This is a genomic window from Micropruina sp. (assembly GCF_047606665.1).
Taxonomy (GTDB): Bacteria; Actinomycetota; Actinomycetes; order Propionibacteriales; family Propionibacteriaceae; genus Micropruina.
The window spans coordinates 30,859-49,686 of the sequence record NZ_JASGEF010000044.1; the positions used below are offsets into that span (position 1 = coordinate 30,859).

The following is an 18,828-nucleotide window of genomic DNA, read 5'->3' on the forward strand; positions in this document are numbered from 1 at the left end:
TGACGAGGTCTGGGTAACGCGTCGGCCGCCCTGGACTACAGGCGTAGGACGCGGGACTCCCACGGCGCCAGTATGGTCCCCACGGCGTCCGGATGGGTGCCCAGCAGCAATTCGGTGTTGTCGAGGCGGGGTAGGCCGTCGGACGGGATCTCGGCCGGTTGGGAGGAGCAGTTCGCGACCACGAGCAGCGTCTCGTCGCCGAGGGTGCGGGTGAAGGCCCAGAGCTGGTGGTGGTCGGGCAGCAACAGTTGGAAGCGTCCTTCGCGTACAGTCTCGTTCTGGTGGCGCAGCCGGATGAGCTTCTGGAAGTGGGCGAACACCGAGTCGGGGTCGTGGCGGGCGGCTTCGGCGTTGATCTCGCGGTAGTTGGGGTTGACGGCGCTCCACGGGACGCCGGTGGTGAAGCCGGCGTAGGGGGTGTCGTCCCATTGGACGGGGGTGCGGGCGTGGTCGCGGCTCTTGGCGGCCAGTGAGCGCAGCACTTGTTCTTCAGAGACTCCGGCGGCGGTGGCCAGGGCGTGGTAGTTGAGGGATTCGACGTCGAGGTAGTGCCCGATCTGGGTGAGTGGGGCGTTGGTCATGCCGAACTCTTCGCCCTGGTAGATGTACGGCGTCCCTTTGTGGAGGTGCAGTACGGTGGCGAGGGTCTTGGCGGAGTTGACCCGGTGCTCGGGGGAGTCGTCGCCGAACCGGGAGACGGCGCGGGGCTGGTCGTGGTTGTCGTAGTAGAGCGAGTTCCAGCCGTTCTCGGCCAGGCCGTTCTGCCAGGCGGCGAGGTTGCCCTTCAGCTTCGGCAGTGGCAGGTCGGCCAGGTCCCATTTGCTCCAGGACGCCTGGTCGAGGTTGACGTGTTCGAAGGTGAACACCATGTTCAACTCATGCCGGGCCGGGTCGGTGACTCGTTGCGCGACCTTGATGGTGGCGCCGGGCATCTCGCCGACGGTCAGCAGGTTCTTGGCGTCGAGGCCGACCTCGCGGTTCATCTCGACCAGAAACTCGTCCAGCCGAGGACCGTTGGCCATCCGACGCAGGCTGCCCTGGCCTGGCTCAATGGGCCTACCCGAGGTCAACTCCTCGGGCTTGGCGATCAGGTTGATCACGTCCATCCGGAAGCCGTCGACACCACGGTCGACCCACCAGCGCATCATCGCGTAGACCGCCTGGCGGACCTCTTCGTTTTCCCAGTTGAGGTCGGGCTGGCCGGGGCTGAACACGCCCAGGTAGTACTGGCCGCTGGCCGGGTCGTAGGTCCAGGCCGAGGGGGCGAACGCGGCCTGGCTGTCGTCGGGTTCGGCGCCCGGCGTCCCCGGTTCGCAGCCCGGTCGGGCCGGACGCCAGAAGTACCAGTCCCGCTTGGCCGAGGACGGGTCGCGTGACTCGACGAACCAGGGGTGCTGGTCGGAGGTGTGATTCACCACCAGGTCCATCACCAGCTTGATTCCGTGCTGGTGTGCGGCGGCGATCAATGCATCCAGGTCGGCGAGGGTGCCGAACAGCGGATCGATGTCTTGGTAATCGCTGATGTCGTAGCCGTTGTCGACCTGCGGCGACCGATACACCGGCGACAGCCAGATCACGTCCACCCCCAACTCGGCCAGATAATCCAACCGGCTGGTGATGCCCGGGATATCGCCGACCCCGTCGCCGTTGGAGTCTTGGAACGAACGCGGATAGATCTGATACACGACAGCCGAACGCCACCACCCGTCGGGTCGCGTCGTGCCGTCGGATTCGACGGGGGTGGTCATGGTGGCTCTCCTCCCGGAAACGCGCACTGAGCCGTGTGCGACACGAACGTGCGGCGAAAGCAGTGTGGAATGGAATCCCGCGCCGGAGTCCAACTCTGGACTCGGGACGTCCGAAGCGGGACGGACCGCGTCAGCCTACTGGATGGCGCCTCCTCAGCGACGGCCCGAGCCGTCGTTGGCCGTCTACGGGCCAGGTGGGGGAGCGCAACCGGACGGCCAGTAGAAGCGTTTGCCCGCTGGGGTGCGGGGAGGCGGATTCGGCCGGATGCGGAGGTCCCGGCGACCGGGCCCTGGCTACACGGTCGGACGCGCGGAGACTCGCCAGAGCGGATCCCTTGACGGGGCCCCTGCCCACACCTATATTCCTCTTTGTCCAGCAACTAGATTTATCGCGATCTGGCCTGCTGCTGAGATTCCAACGGAGGAACCTGTGCCAGTGTCCCAGCCACCCTGACCTGTGGGCAGCACGACCCAGGCCAAGGGCGGACCCACGGCACAGCCGCCGCGGGCACGCCGGACATCCGCGAGCTTCCCACGCGCGATCACCTACCTTTCGTGGTCGGCGGCAGGCGGTTCCCGGACCGCACAGATTCCACGACAGCCAGCTTCCAACACCGCAAAGTTAGGAAAGTACAAGACATGGCCAACGTTTCGTTTCGAAAAGCGACACTGCAATATCCAACACTGGACCGACCGACCATCAACAAGCTCGACCTCGAGGTAGAGGACGGTGAGTTCGTCTGCGTCGTCGGCCCGTCCGGTTGCGGCAAGAGCACCACCATCCGGATGCTCGCCGGGCTGGAGTTCATCACCGGCGGCCGGGTCTACATCGGTGGCAAGGACGTCTCCGCAGTCCCGCCGCGTGACCGCGACATCGCGATGGTCTTCCAGAATTACGCCCTCTACCCGCACATGACGGTGGCCGACAACATCGGCTTCCACCTGATGCTGCAGAAGACGCCCAAGGAAGAGATCCGCAAGCGCGTCGAAGAGGCCGCCAGCCTGCTCGACCTGGGCCAGTACCTCGATCGCAAGCCGGCGAACCTCTCCGGTGGTCAGCGTCAGCGTGTCGCCATGGGCCGCGCGATCGTCCGGCACCCGCAGGTGTTCCTGATGGACGAGCCGCTGTCCAACCTGGACGCCAAGCTCCGCGTCCAGACCCGCACCCAGATCGCCAAGATCCAGCGCCGCCTCGGCGTCACCACCATGTACGTCACCCACGACCAGGTCGAGGCCATGACCATGGCCGACCGGATCGCGGTGCTCAAGGACGGCCTGCTGCAGCAGTACGCCTCGCCGGCCGAGATGTACCACCGCCCCGGCAACGTCTTCGTCGCCGGCTTCATCGGCTCGCCGTCGATGAACCTGCTCGAGTTCGACGTGGTCGGCGAAGGCCAGATCGCCTACGGCAACTTCGGCATCCAGCTCGGCCCGGCGCAGCGCGCCGCACTGACCGGCAAGAAGGTCGTGGTCGGCAGCCGCCCCGAGGCCTACTACGTGCTCGACCACGGCGAGCCCGGCGTGCACGCGATCATCGATGTCGTCGAGGATCTGGGCAACGACGTCTACCTCTACCTGTCCACCGAAGAGGCGCAGCCGCGGTCGATCACCGTGCGTCGTCCGGGTGGCTCGGTGCACCACGTCGGCGAGGGCATCACCCTGCGTCCCTCCCGGGCGGCTATGCACGTCTTCGACCAGGCCACCGGCCTGCGGCTGCCCGACTACGACGGCGACGGCAGCGACGCTGCCCTGCCCGGTGGGGCGCTCTGAGGTGGCGGGCGGATTCACCCGCAGGTCTTTCCTGCGCGGCGCAGGTGCTGCGGCCCTGTTCGCTACCGCCGGGGGAACCCTCTCGGCGTGCGGCAACAGCGGCGGGGCGACGGCGATCCGGTTCTCCGCGACCAAGCGCGAGACGGTCAAGTACTGGAACGACGTAGTCGCGGAGTACAACGCGAGCCAGTCGGAATACAAGATCATGCGCGAACTCAGCACCAATCTGGTGGCCGATTTCGTCCGCGACACGCCAGTCCCGATCGGGCTGGCTGGCTTCGACATCAAATTCGGCAGCTACGTGCAGCGGGGCGTTCTCGCAGACCAGCGCGACAACCCCATCGTGGAGACGCTGCGTCCCGACGCCATCGAGTTCTCCCGGCAGTTCGGCACCTACAAGGACGACATCAGTTCGCTGCCGTACTCGATCGCCGGACAGGGTGTGATCTACAACCGCGAGATGTTCGCCAAGGTCGGTGCGGAGATCCCCAAGACATGGAGCGACATGCTCGCCGTCTGCGAGAAGCTCAAGTCGGCCGGGATCACCCCCTTCATGGGCACCTTCACCGACCTCTGGACGATCAAGCAGGGGCCGTTCAACTACGCCTTCGGCGGCATGCTCAATGCCTCGGAGTTCTTCGCGAAGCTGAACGCGCTGGGCACTCAGGCAACGGATTCGTCCGAGGTCTCCTTCCAGAAGGACTTCAAGGCTCCGTTGGTGAAGATCAAGGAGTTGCTGCCCTACTTCAACAGCGATGCGAAGAACATCGCCTACGACCAGGGCAACCGCGACGTCGGCCAGGGCAAGGCCGCCATGCTGATGCAGGGCCCCTGGGCCTACGCCGGCATCCTCAACGCGAATCCGGACTTCAAGGGCGGCATGTTCCCGTTGCCGATGACCGACGACCCGGCCAACATCGTGGTGACCGCGAACCTCGACCTGACCGCCTTCACCCCGGCGTCGGGCAAGGGTGCCACCCGTGACGGCGCGCTGAAGTTCCTCGACTACATCTTCCGGACCGACGTGCTGCACAAGTACAACGCCGAGAACCAGGCCTTCTCGCCCGACAAGGACGCGCCCAAGCAGGAAGACCCGTTGGTTTCCGACCTGAACGAATACATGCTCAGTGGCAGGTACGTGCAGGGGCCGTCGCTCTACGTCCCGGCAGCCATCCCGCTGGAGACGTACATTCAGGAGTACTTCTACGGCGGCAGCGTCGACGAGTTCCTGTTCAAGCTCGATCGGGACTGGAGGCGGCTGGCCGTTCGGCTGGCTGCCTGAGCCGATAAGAAAGGAGTCTCACTATGTCGAATACACAAGCACCTTCGTCGGCTCAGGCCACCGAGGACTTCACCGAGTACCCACCCGGGCAGGTCGACCCGGGCCTGCCGAAGAAGAAGCCCGCGCTCGCCCACTACCTGATGGTGCTGCCGGCGTTGCTCGGCTTCACGCTGTTCATCGTCGTGCCCGCCGTCCAGGGTGCGTTCTACAGCTTCACAAACTACGCAGGCTACGGCGACTGGCACTTCATCGGCTTCGCGAACTACGTCGCGATGTTCTCGGATCCGAACGTCGGCCAGGCGTACACCTTCACCCTGATCTTCGCGATCGTGACCACGCTGCTGCTCAACGCGATCGCGCTGTTCCTGGCGGTGCTGCTCAACTCGAAGACCAAGTGGCCGAACCTGTGGAAGGGCATCTACTTCATTCCGATGGTGCTCTCCGGTCTGGTCGTCTCGTACTGCTTCCAGTACCTGATGAACCAGTCGATTCCCAAGATCATCACCTGGGGTCCGCTCGGCGAAGGAATTCTGACCAACGCCAACTGGGCCTGGCTCGGCGTCGTGTTCGTCACGATCTGGGCCAGCTTCCCCGGCACCGTGATCATCTACCTGGCCGGTCTGTCCTCGATCGGCGGGGAGGTCTACGAGGCCGGTGAGCTCGACGGCGCTACGGCCTTCGGGCAGTTCCGCCACATCACGTTGCCGCTGCTCGGATCGTTCATCGTGATCAACACGGTTCTCGGCCTGAAGAACCTGCTCAACGCCTATGACATCATCATCGGCCTCACCAACGGTGGTCCTTCGGGGGCCACCACGTCGATCGCCATGTCTATCACGTCGACAGTGAGCAGCAGCGACGTCGCCTACGGCAGCGCAAACGCGATGGTGTTCTTCGTCGTCACGATCCTGCTGTCAGTGGCGCAGCTGGGCGTCGTCAAGCTGATGGGAGAGAAGAAGTAATGACCGCAATCGCCAACCAGCCGGAGACCGAAGAGGATTTCGGCCCGGAACTGAAGCCTCCGCGCCCGTACAACCTGATGGTCACGACGGTGCTCGCCGTCGGGTCGCTGGTCGTCCTGGTGCCGCTGTACTTCATCCTCGCGATGTCGCTGAAGACCGGAGCCAACAGCGACGCCGGTGCCGGTTTCGCCTTCCCGTTCGACGCGGCCTTCGGCAACTTCGCCGCGGCCTGGGAGATGGTGAACGCGCCCGTCGCCTTCACCTGGAGCGTGATCATCAGCGCGATCGCGGTGATCGGGAACATCCTGATCCCGTCCATGTTCGCCTGGGCCGTCGTCCGCAACTGGGATCATCCACTGTTCCGGTACAGCTACGTCGCCCTGTTGGCCGGCATGTTCATCCCGTTCGTGGTGCTGGTGCTGCCGCAGATCAAACTGATGGCAGCGTTCCATCTCGACAACCCGTTCGGTGTCGCGATCCTGCACATCATGTTCGGGCTGGCGTTCAACTCGCTGATGTTCTACGCGTACATCCGCAACCTGCCAGTCGAGTTGGAAGAGAGCGCGGCGCTGGACGGCGCCACCCCGTTCACCATCTTCCGCAAGGTGGTCTTCCCGCTGCTCTCGCCGATGGCGGCGACGGTCGGTATCTTCGCGTTCCTCAACTCGTGGAACGACTACATGATGCCGTCGCTGATCATCGCCGACGTCACCCAGCAGACGCTGCCGGTGGTGCAGGCGTCGTACCGTGATGCGCTCTCGTTGAACATCAACGTCGCATTCGCGTCCTACGCCCTGGCCATGATCCCGGCCATCGTCGGCTACCTGATCGGCCAGCGCTGGATCATCGCCGGTGTCATGCGAGGCTCCATCAAGTGAGGCACGAGACGGGGTGGGCGGCCAGGACGGCGCCCACCCCGACTCATTGGCTTTCGTAAAGACGTGCGGGGCAGCGTCCCGTCGTCAGGTCGGTACCGGAACAGACCAGACCCTCGCTCCACCTCTGAGCGGCTGCACCGTGTTCGCGGAACATGGTTGGCAGCCGTTAAGCGCAATTAGTAGCCACTTAAATATAGGCAGCACAGGAAATTCTTCTCCAGGTAGGCTGCCGCAAGCTCGCACCGACGGTCAAGGGGGATGGACGGATGAACCTCGCCGACGGCCACCTGCGCTACCGGGCGAGCACGGCCGCGGTCCTCGATTTCGCGTGGGACGCCGGACCTTTCCGGGCCGACCACGTGATCGCGGCCCTCGATCTCACCCGATCGACCGCACTCACTGCGCTGGACGCCCTCATCGACCTCGGCCTGATCAGCGAGTTGCCCAGCGCCGGCCCCGAACACGGCTACCGGCTGGGACGTCCCGCTCGCCGCTTCGAATTGCGGGCCGAAGCCGGTGTGGTCGTCGGAATCGACGCCGGCGACCGTCGCTTCACCGCCACAGTCGCAGATCTGGCCGGCTGCATTCTGGCGCGGGAGCAGATCGAGGCCACCCGTAGTTGGATCGATGTCGATCCGCGCGCGGCCCACATCGACTCCTCAGAACGACCACGTGCCGCCTTCCGAGCGATCGACGCGGTGCTCGCCGCCGCCGGCCGGACCCGTGCCGACGTGATCGGCGTCGGGGTGGGCATCCCGGCCCCGGTCGATGCCGACGGTCACTCGCCGGTACATCCCAGCGGGTTCTGGCAGTACATGAACAGCGGACTCCAAGAGGTGCTGGCCGCCGAGTTCCCCGCCGTCCGGGTCGAGAACGATGCCGCGCTCGCCGCGGTGGCCGAGGGCAGTCTGGGTGAGGCTCGCGGCTACGACGACTTCATGGCGATCCTGGTCGGACGCCGGCTCGGCTCCGGCGTGTTCCTGGACGGCCGGCTGGTCCGAGGGGCACACGGCGGCGTCGGCGAGCTCGAGGGCTTCAGCTACGTCTCGGACATCGGCACCACCGAGGGCATCGGTCCCCGTGTCGAAACCTGGCTGCGCGAGGCGCATGCGCGTGGGCAGGTGCCCGCCGGTCATCCCTGGGCCAGCCTGTCCGGCGCCAACGTCACAGCGGAGGCTGCGCTTGCCGTGGCGAGCCTCGAAGACCCGGTCACGCGTCCGTTGTTGGAAGAGCTCGGCAGGAAGCTGGGGCGGATCTGCAACGTCGTGTCGCGGTTCTACGACCCCGACCTGATCGTGGTCTGCGGCGCGATGGCGGGAGCCTTGGGCGACGTGCTCGAACTGGCCCGTGGCCACGTCCAGGCCGAAGCCGATCTTCCCCCGTCTGGGATCGTCGCGTCCCGATTCGGCGGCGACATCGTGTCGTTGGGCGCGGTCTCCGCCGCCCGTGAGGCGGCGCAGGGCATCGCGCTCGCGCTCTTCTCCGCGCGCCATCGCGAGTGGGAATCGGTGCACTGACCCTCGTTCGGCGGTGACGGTAAAGACCTCGCCGGTCGAGCTCGTCGAGGCTCTGCGCCACGGTGCCGACGTCCCAACGGCCGGTGGCGTGAGTATCACTCACAGCCGGCACGCAGCTGTGTGGCATAATCACTTTCAGGACGAGTCCGCGCAGCGGACTCACTCGATCCGGCACTATCGAGGTGACAGCTCGATGATCAGCCGACCCGACCGCGACGGCGACGACCGCGGGGGTTGGCTGACGGATCTCAGTCCACAGGCTTTGCCACTCAAGTGGCTGACATCACGCGGCGCCCCCACGCCGACGAAGGGGAGCAGATGCTCGACAACGATTCGCCCGTACTCGCAACCTCTGATTCCGCCGGACAGCCGGTAGCGCCACGGCGGCGTCGCTCGGCCAGCCGTCCGGCGGGTCCCCCCCCACAGCGTGAGGTCGCGGCACCGGCCCCCGTGGAGCCGACCTCCGCCGAGGTCGCCGGCGAACTGCACGATGCGACCGCCCAGGATCACGGGGATGCCGAGAGCAGCGATGTCGTCGCGGTGGAGAGCGATCCGGCTGCTGACCTGGACGAGGCAGCGGCGGACGCCGAGGCTGAGACGTCCGAGGACGGCGAGCCCACCGACGCGGTCGAGGTTGAGGAGTCGGCGGACGCGGCTGAGCGGCCTGGTGACGCGTCTGGGGACGAGGCGCCGGTGGCCGCCGAAGACTCGGTGCCGGACGAGGCGCTTGCCGAACCTGCGTCGGCGGAGGCGTCCGTCGAGCCCGCGTTGATCGAGGCGTCCGTCGAGCCGGCGTCCAAGCCGGCCTCGCGCCGGCGGCGGGCTCGGGCGACCATCACCGAGGTCGCAGTCGAACAGTTGCCCGCCGATCCGGCGCCCGAGCCGCTCAGCCTCGACGAGTTGCCCACCCTGGACGAACTGGTCCCGAGGCCGGCCGCGCCCCACGGGCGTCGCCGGCGTCGGCAGCCCGAACCGGTCGAAGCGGCAGAGGCAGGGGCGAACGGTGCGGACACTGATCCGGTCGCGGAAAGCCTGGTGCAACTGAGCCGCACCCGCGGACGCCGACGTGCGGCGAAGACCGAGTCGGAGGCCGCGGCGGCTTTGGACGAGCTCGCCGCAGCCATCGGCAGCCAACTCGGCGCGACCGCCGACGAGCCCACCGAGGAGTCGGACGAGTCGGCGACGCCGCAAGAGGTCGAGGCGGAGGTTGTGGTCGAGGCGGACACCGAGACCGACAGCGAGGATGAAACGGACGCCGAGCAGGCCGACGCCGGTGAGGACGGCGACGAGTCGGGCGAGGGTCCGCGCCGCCGCCGGCGTCGCCGGGGCGGACGCCGCCGTCGTCGCGGGGGTGCCATCGAGACCACCGACGACGGCAGCGAGGACGCCGAAGCCGCCGATGGCGAGGGCGAGTCCGATGTCGACGGCGAAGCCGAGGCATCCGAGGGCGACGGTGAGGCGGACTCCGCGGGGGAGACGCCCGAGGGTGGCATGTCCACCCGGCGGCGTCGGCGCCGGCGTCGCCGTGGCGAGGACACCACTGGTTCCGACGACGATCCGACCGATGTCGTCGTCCGGGTGCGTCAGCCGCGCCGGTCGAAGGCCAGCGACGAGGTCACCGGTATCGACGGCTCCACCCGGATGGAGGCCAAACGGCAGCGGCGTCGCGAGGGTCGCGCGGCCGGGCGCCGCCGGGCGCCGATCCTGTCCGAGGCGGAGTTCCTGGCCCGCCGCGAGGCGGTCGACCGGAAGATGCTGATCCGCCAGGCCGACGACTACACCCAGATCGCGGTTGTCGAGGACGGCATCCTGGTCGAGCACTATGTCGACCGTGCGTCCGCCACCTCGATGATCGGCAATGTCTACCTGGGCAAGGTGCAGAACGTGCTGCCCTCGATGGAGGCGGCCTTCATCGACATCGGACGCGGCCGTAACGCCGTGCTGTACGCCGGCGAGGTCGACTGGGACGGCTTCGGCGTCACCGGTGGCGACCGCAAGATGGAGAAGGTCTTCAAGTCGGGTCAGAGTGTGCTGGTCCAGGTCAGCAAGGACCCGGTGGGCGCCAAGGGCGCCCGGCTCACCGCGCACGTGTCGATCCCGGGCCGGTACGTGGTCTACTCGCCGGGCGGTCAGCTGTCCGGCATTTCCCGCAAGCTCCCGGAGGGGGAGCGCAGCCGGCTCAAGGGCATACTCGACGATCTGGTCGGCGACACCGCGTCGGTGATCGTCCGGACTGCCGCCGAGGGGGCGTCCGAGGAGGAACTGGTCCGCGATGTCAACCGGCTGAAGGCACAGTGGGAGATCATCGAGAAGAAGGTGAAGGCCGGCAAATCGCCGACCATGCTGTACGCCGAGCCCGACCTCACCGTCCGGATCGTCCGCGACCTGTTCACCGAGGACTTCGGCCAGCTGATCGTCGACGGCAACGGGCAGGGCGAGGACGCCTGGGACACCGTGGACGCCTACGTCAGCCATGTCGCTCCACACCTGAAGGAGCGGCTGCAGCACTGGAACCGGGACGAGTCCGGCGACCTGTTCCAGGCGAACCGGATCGATGAGCAGATCGCCAAGGCGCTGGAGCGCAAGGTGTTTCTGCCCTCGGGCGGTTCGCTGATCATCGACCGCACCGAGGCGATGACCGTCATCGACGTGAACACCGGCAAATTCACCGGCACCTCGGGCAATCTCGAAGCCACCGTGACCTCCAACAACCTGGAGGCGGCCGAAGAGATCGTCCGGCAGCTGCGGCTGCGCGACATCGGCGGCATCATCGTGATCGACTTCATCGACATGGTGCTGCCGGCCAACCGCGAACTGCTGCTGCGCCGGCTGGTCGAATGCCTGGGCCGCGATCGCACCCGCCACCAGGTGGCCGAGGTCACCTCGCTGGGCCTGGTGCAGATGACCCGGAAGAAGATCGGCACCGGACTCGCTGAGGCGTTCACCGTCACCTGCGAGACCTGCCACGGACGCGGCTACCACCGCCACGACACCCCGGTCGACTCCCAAGCTCCCTCCGACGGCGGCGAGCGCGATCACGGACGCCGCCGCCGCAACTGAGGGCAGACGGTTCGGACCTGCGGAGCCCGGTCATCCCGGCGAACGCCGGGATCTCCCATCCGGCCACGCAACGACCCTCGTCGGTCTCCGGACCACCGGGATGCCACGTTCGGTCGCCGGGGACGGTTCCTTGAACGGTTCAACGAACCGTCCTCTGCGCTGGATCGGAACCGTCCCCTTCCGGTTCAGAGCGACCAGGCGCGGGCGCGGACCATCGTCGCGCGAGGCACGGACCATTGCGTCGCCGATCTTGGCGACACGGGTTGAAATGCGCTGTTCGGGACGGCGGTCGCGGTCGTAGGGTTCTCGGCTGGAAGGGAGACACCCCAATGACCGCTACCTCCGCACCGCATGCCTCGTCCCCATCGCCGGCTCCGCTCAATACGCCGGCGCGGGTGATCGCTGCCAGCCTCATCGGCACCACCATCGAGTTCTACGACTTCTACGTGTACGCCACGGCCGCTGTGCTCGTGTTCCCGCAGCTGTTCTTCCCGACCGGTAACCCGACCACCGCGCTGATCGCGTCCTTCGGTGTCTTCGGTGCTGCGATGATCGCTCGTCCGATCGGCGCGATCGTCTTCGGACACCTGGGTGACAAGCGCGGACGCAAGACCACCCTGGTGCTCAGCCTGCTGGTGATGGGCATCGCGACATTCCTGATCGGCCTGCTGCCGACCTACACGTCGGTCGGCCTGCTGGCGCCGATCCTGCTGCTGATCCTGCGGCTCGCTCAAGGCTTCGCGCTCGGCGGCGAGTGGTCCGGTGCGGCGCTGGTCGCCACCGAGAACGCCCCGGCCGGCAAGCGCGCCTGGTACGGCACGTTCCCGCAGCTCGGGGCGCCGCTCGGCTTCATCATCGCCAACGGACTCTTCCTGATCATCAACTTCGCACTGCCGCACCCCGGCGACCCGCTGCTGAAGTCGGACGCGTTCCTATCCTGGGGCTGGCGGGTGCCGTTCCTGTTCTCTGCGGTGATGGTCGCGGTCGGCCTGTGGGTGCGGCTGCGGCTGGTCGAGTCCGAGGCGTTTGTGAAGGCTGAGAAGCGCGGCGCCATCCGCAAGGTGCCGCTGGGCGCCACCTTCCGATTCCACTGGCGCGAGGTCGTGCTGGGCACATTCATCATGTTGGCCACCTACGTGCTGTTCTATCTGATGACCAGCTTCACTCTGACCTACGGCACCGCGAAGGCCACCCCAGCGCCGGGCGCACCGGGCGGACTGGGTTTCAGCTACACCGATTTCGTGTTGATGCAGATCATCGGTGTGGTGTTCTTCGGCCTGTTCACTTTGCTCTCCGGACCGGTCGCGGACGCCATCGGTCGCCGCAAGCTGCTGATCTGGACGACGGTCGCGATCATCCTGTTCGGACTCAGCTTTGCGCTCTGGTTGCGGCCGCAGGCCACTCCGGCATTCAGCGGCGCGATGACCCAGTCGTTCTTGATCTTCGGATTCCTGCTGATGGGCATCACGTTCGGCCCGATGGGCGCATTGTTGCCCGAGCTGTTCCCGACCAATGTTCGCTATACCGGTTCGGCGGTCGCCTACAACGTGTCGAGCATCCTGGGCGCCGCGCTGGCCCCGATCATTGCGGTCGCGCTGTGGAGTTGGGCAGGCGGCAGCACCTGGCCGGTCGGGGTCTACCTGGCGCTGGCCGGCGTCCTGACCCTGGTCGCGCTGCTGTTCACCCGTGAGACGAAGGACACCGACTATTCGGCGGCCTCCGCCGAGGACGAACTCGACGCGGTAACCGAGCCCGACGTGCTGCACTAGTACTGCCCGACGAAGGCACCGAGCGGGTCTTCCGGTGCCGCCGTCGTCCCGGATCAAAGTCCGAGATAACGCTGCGGCACACGGCGCAAAGGAACAACAGGGCGATGGCGTGGACGCCGATGCCGGCCACGCAGCCGACGACGGGTGCCGTTGACCCTGATGAACTCGCTGCACCGCCCGGACGGCGCGCCGTTTTCAGTTCGGACGCCCCGCGGTCAGCACGCCGTCGACCGAGGATCATCCCCTCGGGTGCCGGCCCAGGTCTGCACGAGGGCCGGCGGCCGTCGATGGCCCCCCGAGCACTGTGGGACGATGAGAGGCGGTTCCGCCACTCACGCACGCACCCGGAAAGTTCGCCATGGCCATTCCTTCTTTCGTCGACTCCGCCACCTTGACAGTGGCCGGCGGCAACGGCGGGCATGGTTGCGCGTCCATCCGCCGGGAGAAGTTCAAGCCGCTCGGCGGGCCGGACGGCGGCAACGGCGGCAACGGCGGCTCTGTCATCCTGCGGGTCGACACGGGCCTGACCACGTTGGTCGAGTATCACCGCCAGTCCCAGCGCCGCGCCGGCAACGGGCAACCCGGCAAGGGCGACAACGCCAATGGCGCGAATGCCGACGACATCGTCCTGGCGGTGCCCGACGGCACCATCGTCACCGACGCCGACACCGGCGAGACCTTGGCCGACCTGATTGGTGCCGACGCCGAGATCGTGGTGGCGGCCGGCGGACGCGGCGGCCTGGGGAACGCGGCGCTGGCGTCCGCCACCCGCAAGGCGCCCGGCTTCGCGCTGCTCGGCGAAGAGGGCGAATCGCGCCGAATCACCCTCGAACTGAAGGTGCTCGCCGACGTCGGGCTGGTCGGCTTCCCGAGCGCCGGCAAATCGTCGCTGATCGCCGCGATCAGCCGGGCTCGTCCGAAGATCGCCGACTACCCATTCACCACCCTGGTGCCGAACCTCGGCGTGGTGGTCGCCGGCGAGGTCACCTTCACCGTCGCCGACGTCCCCGGCCTGATCGAGGGGGCGTCCGAGGGACGCGGCCTGGGCCACGACTTCCTGCGGCATATCGAGCGTTGTCAGGCCATCGTCCACGTCATCGACTGCGCCACCTACGAGCCCGGACGCGACCCGGTCACCGACCTGGACGTGATCGAGGGCGAACTCTCCGCGCATGGCGGCCTCGATGACCGGCCGCGGATGATCGCCCTGAACAAGGTCGATGTGGCGGACGCCGCAGAACTGGCCGACATGGTGCGTGCCGACCTGGAGGCCCGTGGCTTGCCGGTCTTCGCGATCTCGACCAAGACAGGCGAGGGCCTGCGGGGGCTCACCTTCGCGATGGCCGACCAGGTCGTCCGGCGCCGCGCTGCAGCCCCCAAACCCGATCCGAAACGCATCGTGATCCGCCCCGCGCCGGTGGCCGGCGGTCCGGAGTTCACCATTCGCAAACAGGGCGACGGCGAGGGCGGCTTCGTCTGGCGAGTGCGCGGCGAGAAGCCGGAACGCTGGGTGCGGCAGACCGATTTCGGCAACGGCGAGGCCGTCGGCTACCTGGCCGACCGGTTCGCCCGGCTCGGCATCGAGGACGCGCTGCTGGCCCAGGGGGCACGGGCCGGGGACGCGGTGGCGATCGGATCGGGAGAGCATCCGGTGGTCTTCGACTTCGCTCCGCAGGTGGAGATCGGCGCCGAACTGCTGTCCCGTCGCGGCGAGGACCAACGGCTGTTCGACGAGCGCGAGTCGGTGAAGCGCCGCCGCCGGCTGGACGCCGAATACCACGCCGCGAAACAGGCCGAACAGTCCACCCGGATGGCCCAGGACGGCTACGCCGAACCCGCCGAGGACCTGACCGGCGACCCTGCAGGCAGCGATCAGAAGGACATCGAGGACCAGTGGTGAGCACGCGCCAACAGATCGCGGAGGCCCGGCGGGTCGTCGTCAAGGTCGGCTCCTCGTCGCTGACCGGACGCCGCGGGCTCGACACCGAACGGATGGAGCGGCTGGTCGCGACGCTGGCCGAGTTGCGGCGAGCCGGACGCGAGGTGGTGCTGGTGTCGTCCGGCGCGGTCGCGGCCGGCATGCCGGCGCTCGGCATGAGGACCCGGCCTCGCGACCTGGCCAGCCAGCAGGCGGCCGCGTCGGTGGGGCAGGGGCTGCTGATCGAGCGCTACGACGCGTTGTTCGCCACCCATTCGCTGGTGGTCGGCCAGGTGCTGCTCACCGTCGACGACCTGACTCGGCAGGCGCACTACCGCAACGCCCTGCGCACCTTCACCCGGCTGCTGCAGCTGGGCGCCGTCCCAGTGGTCAACGAGAACGACACCGTCGCCACTCACGAGATCCGGTTCGGCGACAACGACCGGCTGGCCGCCCTGGTCGCGCACCTGGTCCGCGCCGACGCCCTGATCTTGTTGTCGGACGTCGACGCCCTCTACACCCGGCACCCGTCCGAGCCCGGTGCCGAGCGCATCGCCGACGTGGCCGACGTCGACGACCTCGAGGTGGACACCTCCCGGATCGGCTCCTCGGTGGGCACCGGCGGCATGACCACCAAGCTGCAGGCGGCCCGGATCGCCACCGCCGGCGGCATCCCGGTGGTGCTGGCCCATTTCGACGACCACGCTGCGGCGCTGGCCGGCGAGGACGTCGGCACGGCCTTCCAGCCGACCGGCAAGAAGCGGTCCCGCCGGCTGATGTGGCTGGCCTACGCCTCGCAGGCGAAGGGCGACCTGGTGCTTGACGCCGGCGCGGTGAACGCCGTGCTGGAGCGCAAGGCGTCCCTGCTGCCGGCTGGCATCACCGCGGTGCACGGCGACTTCCTGGCCGGCGAGCCGGTCCGGCTGGTCGACCCTGCCGGCTCGGTGGTAGCACGCGGTCTGGTGAATTACGACGCGGCCGATCTGCCCGGCCTGCTGGGCAAGAGCACCCATCAACTGGTGGCGGAACGCGGCCCCGAGTTCGATCGCGAGGTCGTCCATCGCGACGCCCTGATCGTGAAATTTCGCCAGCACTGAGGGCGGACGCACTCATCGACTCGGCTGGCCCTGGAGATCCCGGCGTTCGCCGGGACGACGGAAGGGAAGGTTCGTCATCCCGTGCTTGCCACGGGATCTCGGTCGGGGTGACCGGGTTCCGGCGCTCGCCGGAATCCGGAATGACGGGGCTGCCGGCACTCACGGCGTCCAGAGCGAGAGTCCTTCGGGCAGCAGCGGGGGGAGCAGGCTGCCGATCAGCTCGGCGAGCTCGCCCTGGCGCTGCTCGGTCAGGCGCTCGGCGGGCATTGTGATCGAGAGGGCGGCCACGGCGTCCGGACCGCGCATCAGCGCCGCACCTAGGCAGGCGACGCCGGGCTCGTTCTCTTCCAACTCGGTGGAGAACCCGCGCGCACGGGCGGCGTTCAGAACTGCAGCCAGCTGCTCCACGGTCAGCGCGCGCTGATGCAGATAGGCGGCCAACTGGTCGTCGGGGACACCGCGGGCGGCCAGCAGCGCCCGGCCCATCGCGGACGTCGCGGCCGAGGTGCGGCGTCCGATCTCGGAGAAGACCCGGATGGCCCGTTCGGGCTCCACCTTGTCGACATACAGCACCTCGTCGCCGACCAGGACGCCGAGGTGCACCAGCTCGTCGACGGCGCGGGACAGCGTCACCAGCGCCGGATGCAGCGACTGGGCCAGGCTCTGCGGAGTGAGGAAGCGCTCGCCCAGGGTCATCGCGGCCGAACCCAGCCGGTAGTCGCCGGTGGCCTCGGACTGGGCGACGAAAGCGCGGGCGCGCATGGTCGACAGCGCGCGATAAGCGGTCGATTTGTTGACCCCGGTGACGGACGCCAACCCGGCCAATGTGGCGCCGTCCGGCCCGGCTTCGGCGAGCGCAGTCAGCAATGCCAGGGCGCGATCGATAGCCTCAATGCGTGGACCGTCCGTCATGAGGCCGATGATGCCCTGCTGTTTCGTTCCATGCAACGGGCGATTCTGTGAAGAAAACGGTTCTTGCCAAGCATCCGGACGAATGCGAGGATGTTTCAGACAACGAACCGCTGGTTTCAATGGTTGAAACGGAGCTTGCATGTCTGATCTGCTCGACGAGGTCTTGGCCCGTGGCATCGTGCCGGTCGTCGTGGTGCGCGATGCCGCGCGGGCCGCCGGGCTGGCCGACGCGCTGGTCGCCGGAAACCTGCCGGTCGCGGAGGTCACGCTGCGGACGGCGGCCGCTCCGGAGGCGATCGCCACGATGGCGAAGAATCCCGATCTGCTGGTCGGCGCCGGAACCGTACTCACCCCCGACCAGGTCGACCTCGCCGTGGACGCCGGTGCCCGGTTCCTGGTCAGCCCCGGCTTGAGCCCAGCCACCGTTGCCCGCGCGAATGAGCGGGGCGTCCCGATCGTGCCCGGCACGGTCACCCCCAGCGACGTGATGGCCGCGCTGGCGTCCGGTCTGACCACGTTGAAGTTCTTCCCCGCCTCCAACTACGGCGGTGCCGGCACCCTGAAGGCGTTCGCGTCGGTGTTCTCGGCGGCCCGGTTCGTGCCGACCGGGGGAGTGTCGGCGGGGAACCTCGGCGACTACCTGTCGCTGCCGAACGTCCCGGCGGTCGGCGGCTCCTGGATGGTGCCGGCCGATGTCGTGGACGCCGGCGACTTCGCCACCATCGAACAACTCAGCGCCGAGGCGGTCGCCGCGGCGTCCGTCGTCTGACCCGAGCCGCCGAACCCCCGATCGTCAAGGAGCATCGCATGACCGACCAGCTCACCCTGCGTCCCGCAGCCGAGTGTCGCTATGACGCGCTGGCGCTCGGCGAGGTGATGCTGCGGCTCGATCCGGGCGAGTTCCGGATCCGCACCGCGCGTAGCTTCACCGCCTGGGAGGGCGGCGGCGAGTACAACGTGGTCCGGGGCTTGAGCCGAGTGTTCGGTCAGCGGGCCGGGGTGATCACCGCGCTGGTCGACGACGAGGTCGGTCATCTGGTCGAGTCGATGATCATGGCCGGCGGAGTGGACCCGTCCCTGATTCATTGGGTGGCCTCGGACGGCGTGGGCCGCACGGTGCGCAACGGGTTGAACTTCACCGAGCGGGGGTTCGGCGTGCGGGGCGCGAAGGGCGTCAACGACCGGGGCCACACCGCGATCGCCCAATTCCGCCCCGAGCAGGTCGATTTCGAGCACATCTTCGGCGACCTGGGGGTGCGTTGGCTGCACACCGGAGGCATCTACGCGGCGCTGTCCGAGACCAGCGCCGAGACCGCGCTGGCGGCGATGAAGGCCGCCAAGAAGCACGGCACGATCGTCTCCTACGACCTCAACTACCGGCCGAGCCTGTGGAAGAGCATCGGCGGCCAATCCCGCGCACAGCAGGTGAACCGCGAACTTGCCCGCTACGTTGACGTGATGATCGGCAACGAAGAGGACTTCACCGCCGCGCTCGGTTTCGAGATCGAGGGCGTCGATGAGCACCTGACCGACTTGCCGATCGACGGTTTCGCCCGGATGATCGCCGCCGCCGCCGCGGCTTACCCGAACTTCCAGGTGATCGCCACCACCCTGCGGGCCGTGCATTCGGCGTCCGACAACGACTGGAGCGCGCTGGCCTGGTCGCCGGAAACCGGGCTGGTGCAGGCTGCCGACCGCAAGCACCTGGAGATCCTGGACCGGGTCGGCGGCGGCGACTCCTTCGCGTCCGGACTGTGCTACGGCCTGATCAGCGGCCAGGATCTGCAGACCGCCGTCGAGTACGGGGCTGCCCACGGGGCGCTGGCGATGACCACCCCCGGCGACACCACGATGGCCACGAACGCCGAAGTGCTGAAGCTGGCCGGCGGCGGCAGCGCACGGGTCGATCGGTAGC

General features: G+C 67.8%; 13 protein-coding genes. 11 read left to right on the forward strand and 2 right to left on the reverse strand.

Annotated features, from left to right (window positions below):
- Positions 1–35: 35 nt before the first annotated feature.
- Entirely contained in the window at positions 36–1,748 is a 1,713-nt protein-coding gene (locus QM619_RS10585; RefSeq protein ID WP_415107972.1) for a glycoside hydrolase family 13 protein, read from the reverse strand.
- A gap of 639 nt (positions 1,749–2,387) precedes the next feature.
- On the opposite strand from QM619_RS10585, the gene QM619_RS10590 reads away from it, so the two are divergent.
- From QM619_RS10590 to proB, 9 genes are all read left to right on the forward strand, one after another.
- Positions 2,388–3,518, forward strand: a complete 1,131-nt coding sequence (locus QM619_RS10590) for an ABC transporter ATP-binding protein (RefSeq protein WP_415107975.1) — start codon at positions 2,388–2,390, stop codon at positions 3,516–3,518.
- Positions 3,505–4,800, forward strand: a complete 1,296-nt coding sequence (locus QM619_RS10595; protein WP_415107978.1) for an ABC transporter substrate-binding protein — start codon at positions 3,505–3,507, stop codon at positions 4,798–4,800. The genes QM619_RS10590 and QM619_RS10595 overlap by 14 nt, the downstream gene beginning before the upstream one ends.
- A gap of 23 nt (positions 4,801–4,823) precedes the next feature.
- Positions 4,824–5,762 carry a carbohydrate ABC transporter permease gene (locus QM619_RS10600; protein ID WP_415107980.1) on the forward strand — a complete coding sequence of 313 codons (939 nt, stop codon included), beginning with the start codon at positions 4,824–4,826 and terminating at the stop codon, positions 5,760–5,762.
- Positions 5,762–6,640, forward strand: coding sequence for a carbohydrate ABC transporter permease (locus QM619_RS10605; protein WP_415107983.1), 879 nt, complete (start codon positions 5,762–5,764; stop codon positions 6,638–6,640). The genes QM619_RS10600 and QM619_RS10605 overlap by 1 nt, the downstream gene beginning before the upstream one ends.
- 266 nt (positions 6,641–6,906) lie before the next feature.
- Complete coding sequence (locus QM619_RS10610; RefSeq protein ID WP_415107986.1) at positions 6,907–8,157, forward strand: ROK family protein; 1,251 nt, start codon at positions 6,907–6,909, stop codon at positions 8,155–8,157.
- 450 nt (positions 8,158–8,607) lie between these two features.
- The gene (locus tag QM619_RS10615; RefSeq protein ID WP_415107988.1) at positions 8,608–11,217 is read left to right on the forward strand and encodes an Rne/Rng family ribonuclease; all 2,610 of its coding nucleotides are present in this window, start codon (positions 8,608–8,610) and stop codon (positions 11,215–11,217) included.
- A gap of 329 nt (positions 11,218–11,546) precedes the next feature.
- Entirely contained in the window at positions 11,547–12,986 is a 1,440-nt protein-coding gene (locus QM619_RS10620; RefSeq protein ID WP_415107991.1) for an MFS transporter, read from the forward strand.
- Positions 12,987–13,344: 358 nt separating this feature from the next.
- Positions 13,345–14,886 (forward strand): GTPase ObgE, encoded by a 1,542-nt coding sequence (gene obgE, locus QM619_RS10625; protein ID WP_415107994.1) that lies wholly within the window; start codon positions 13,345–13,347, stop codon positions 14,884–14,886.
- Complete coding sequence (proB, locus tag QM619_RS10630; protein ID WP_415107997.1) at positions 14,883–16,001, forward strand: glutamate 5-kinase; 1,119 nt, start codon at positions 14,883–14,885, stop codon at positions 15,999–16,001. The genes obgE and proB overlap by 4 nt, the downstream gene beginning before the upstream one ends.
- Positions 16,002–16,160: 159 nt before the next feature.
- On the opposite strand, the gene QM619_RS10635 is transcribed toward proB, so the two are convergent.
- A complete protein-coding gene (locus QM619_RS10635) occupies positions 16,161–16,913 on the reverse strand; it encodes an IclR family transcriptional regulator (RefSeq protein ID WP_415108000.1) in 753 nt (250 codons plus the stop codon).
- A gap of 139 nt (positions 16,914–17,052) precedes the next feature.
- On the opposite strand from QM619_RS10635, the gene eda reads away from it, so the two are divergent.
- Positions 17,053–17,682: a bifunctional 4-hydroxy-2-oxoglutarate aldolase/2-dehydro-3-deoxy-phosphogluconate aldolase gene (gene eda / locus QM619_RS10640; RefSeq protein WP_415108003.1), complete on the forward strand. Its 630-nt coding sequence runs from the start codon at positions 17,053–17,055 to the stop codon at positions 17,680–17,682.
- Positions 17,683–17,720: 38 nt separating this feature from the next.
- On the forward strand, positions 17,721–18,827 hold the full coding sequence (locus tag QM619_RS10645) for a sugar kinase (RefSeq protein WP_415108006.1): 1,107 nt from the start codon (positions 17,721–17,723) through the stop codon (positions 18,825–18,827).
- The last annotated feature ends 1 nt before the right edge of the window (position 18,828 follow it).

Excerpts from the sequence above, each read along its gene's own strand:
- QM619_RS10585 (WP_415107972.1), bottom strand. The coding sequence starts at position 1,748 with ATGACCACCCCCGTCGAATCCGACGGCACGACGCGACCCGACGGGTGG.
- QM619_RS10590 (WP_415107975.1), top strand. The coding sequence starts at position 2,388 with ATGGCCAACGTTTCGTTTCGAAAAGCGACACTGCAATATCCAACACTG.
- QM619_RS10600 (WP_415107980.1), top strand. The coding sequence starts at position 4,824 with ATGTCGAATACACAAGCACCTTCGTCGGCTCAGGCCACCGAGGACTTC.
- QM619_RS10605 (WP_415107983.1), top strand. The coding sequence starts at position 5,762 with ATGACCGCAATCGCCAACCAGCCGGAGACCGAAGAGGATTTCGGCCCG.
- QM619_RS10610 (WP_415107986.1), top strand. The coding sequence starts at position 6,907 with ATGAACCTCGCCGACGGCCACCTGCGCTACCGGGCGAGCACGGCCGCG.
- QM619_RS10620 (WP_415107991.1), top strand. The coding sequence starts at position 11,547 with ATGACCGCTACCTCCGCACCGCATGCCTCGTCCCCATCGCCGGCTCCG.
- obgE (WP_415107994.1), top strand. The coding sequence starts at position 13,345 with ATGGCCATTCCTTCTTTCGTCGACTCCGCCACCTTGACAGTGGCCGGC.
- QM619_RS10635 (WP_415108000.1), bottom strand. The coding sequence starts at position 16,913 with ATGACGGACGGTCCACGCATTGAGGCTATCGATCGCGCCCTGGCATTG.
- eda (WP_415108003.1), top strand. The coding sequence starts at position 17,053 with ATGTCTGATCTGCTCGACGAGGTCTTGGCCCGTGGCATCGTGCCGGTC.
- QM619_RS10645 (WP_415108006.1), top strand. The coding sequence starts at position 17,721 with ATGACCGACCAGCTCACCCTGCGTCCCGCAGCCGAGTGTCGCTATGAC.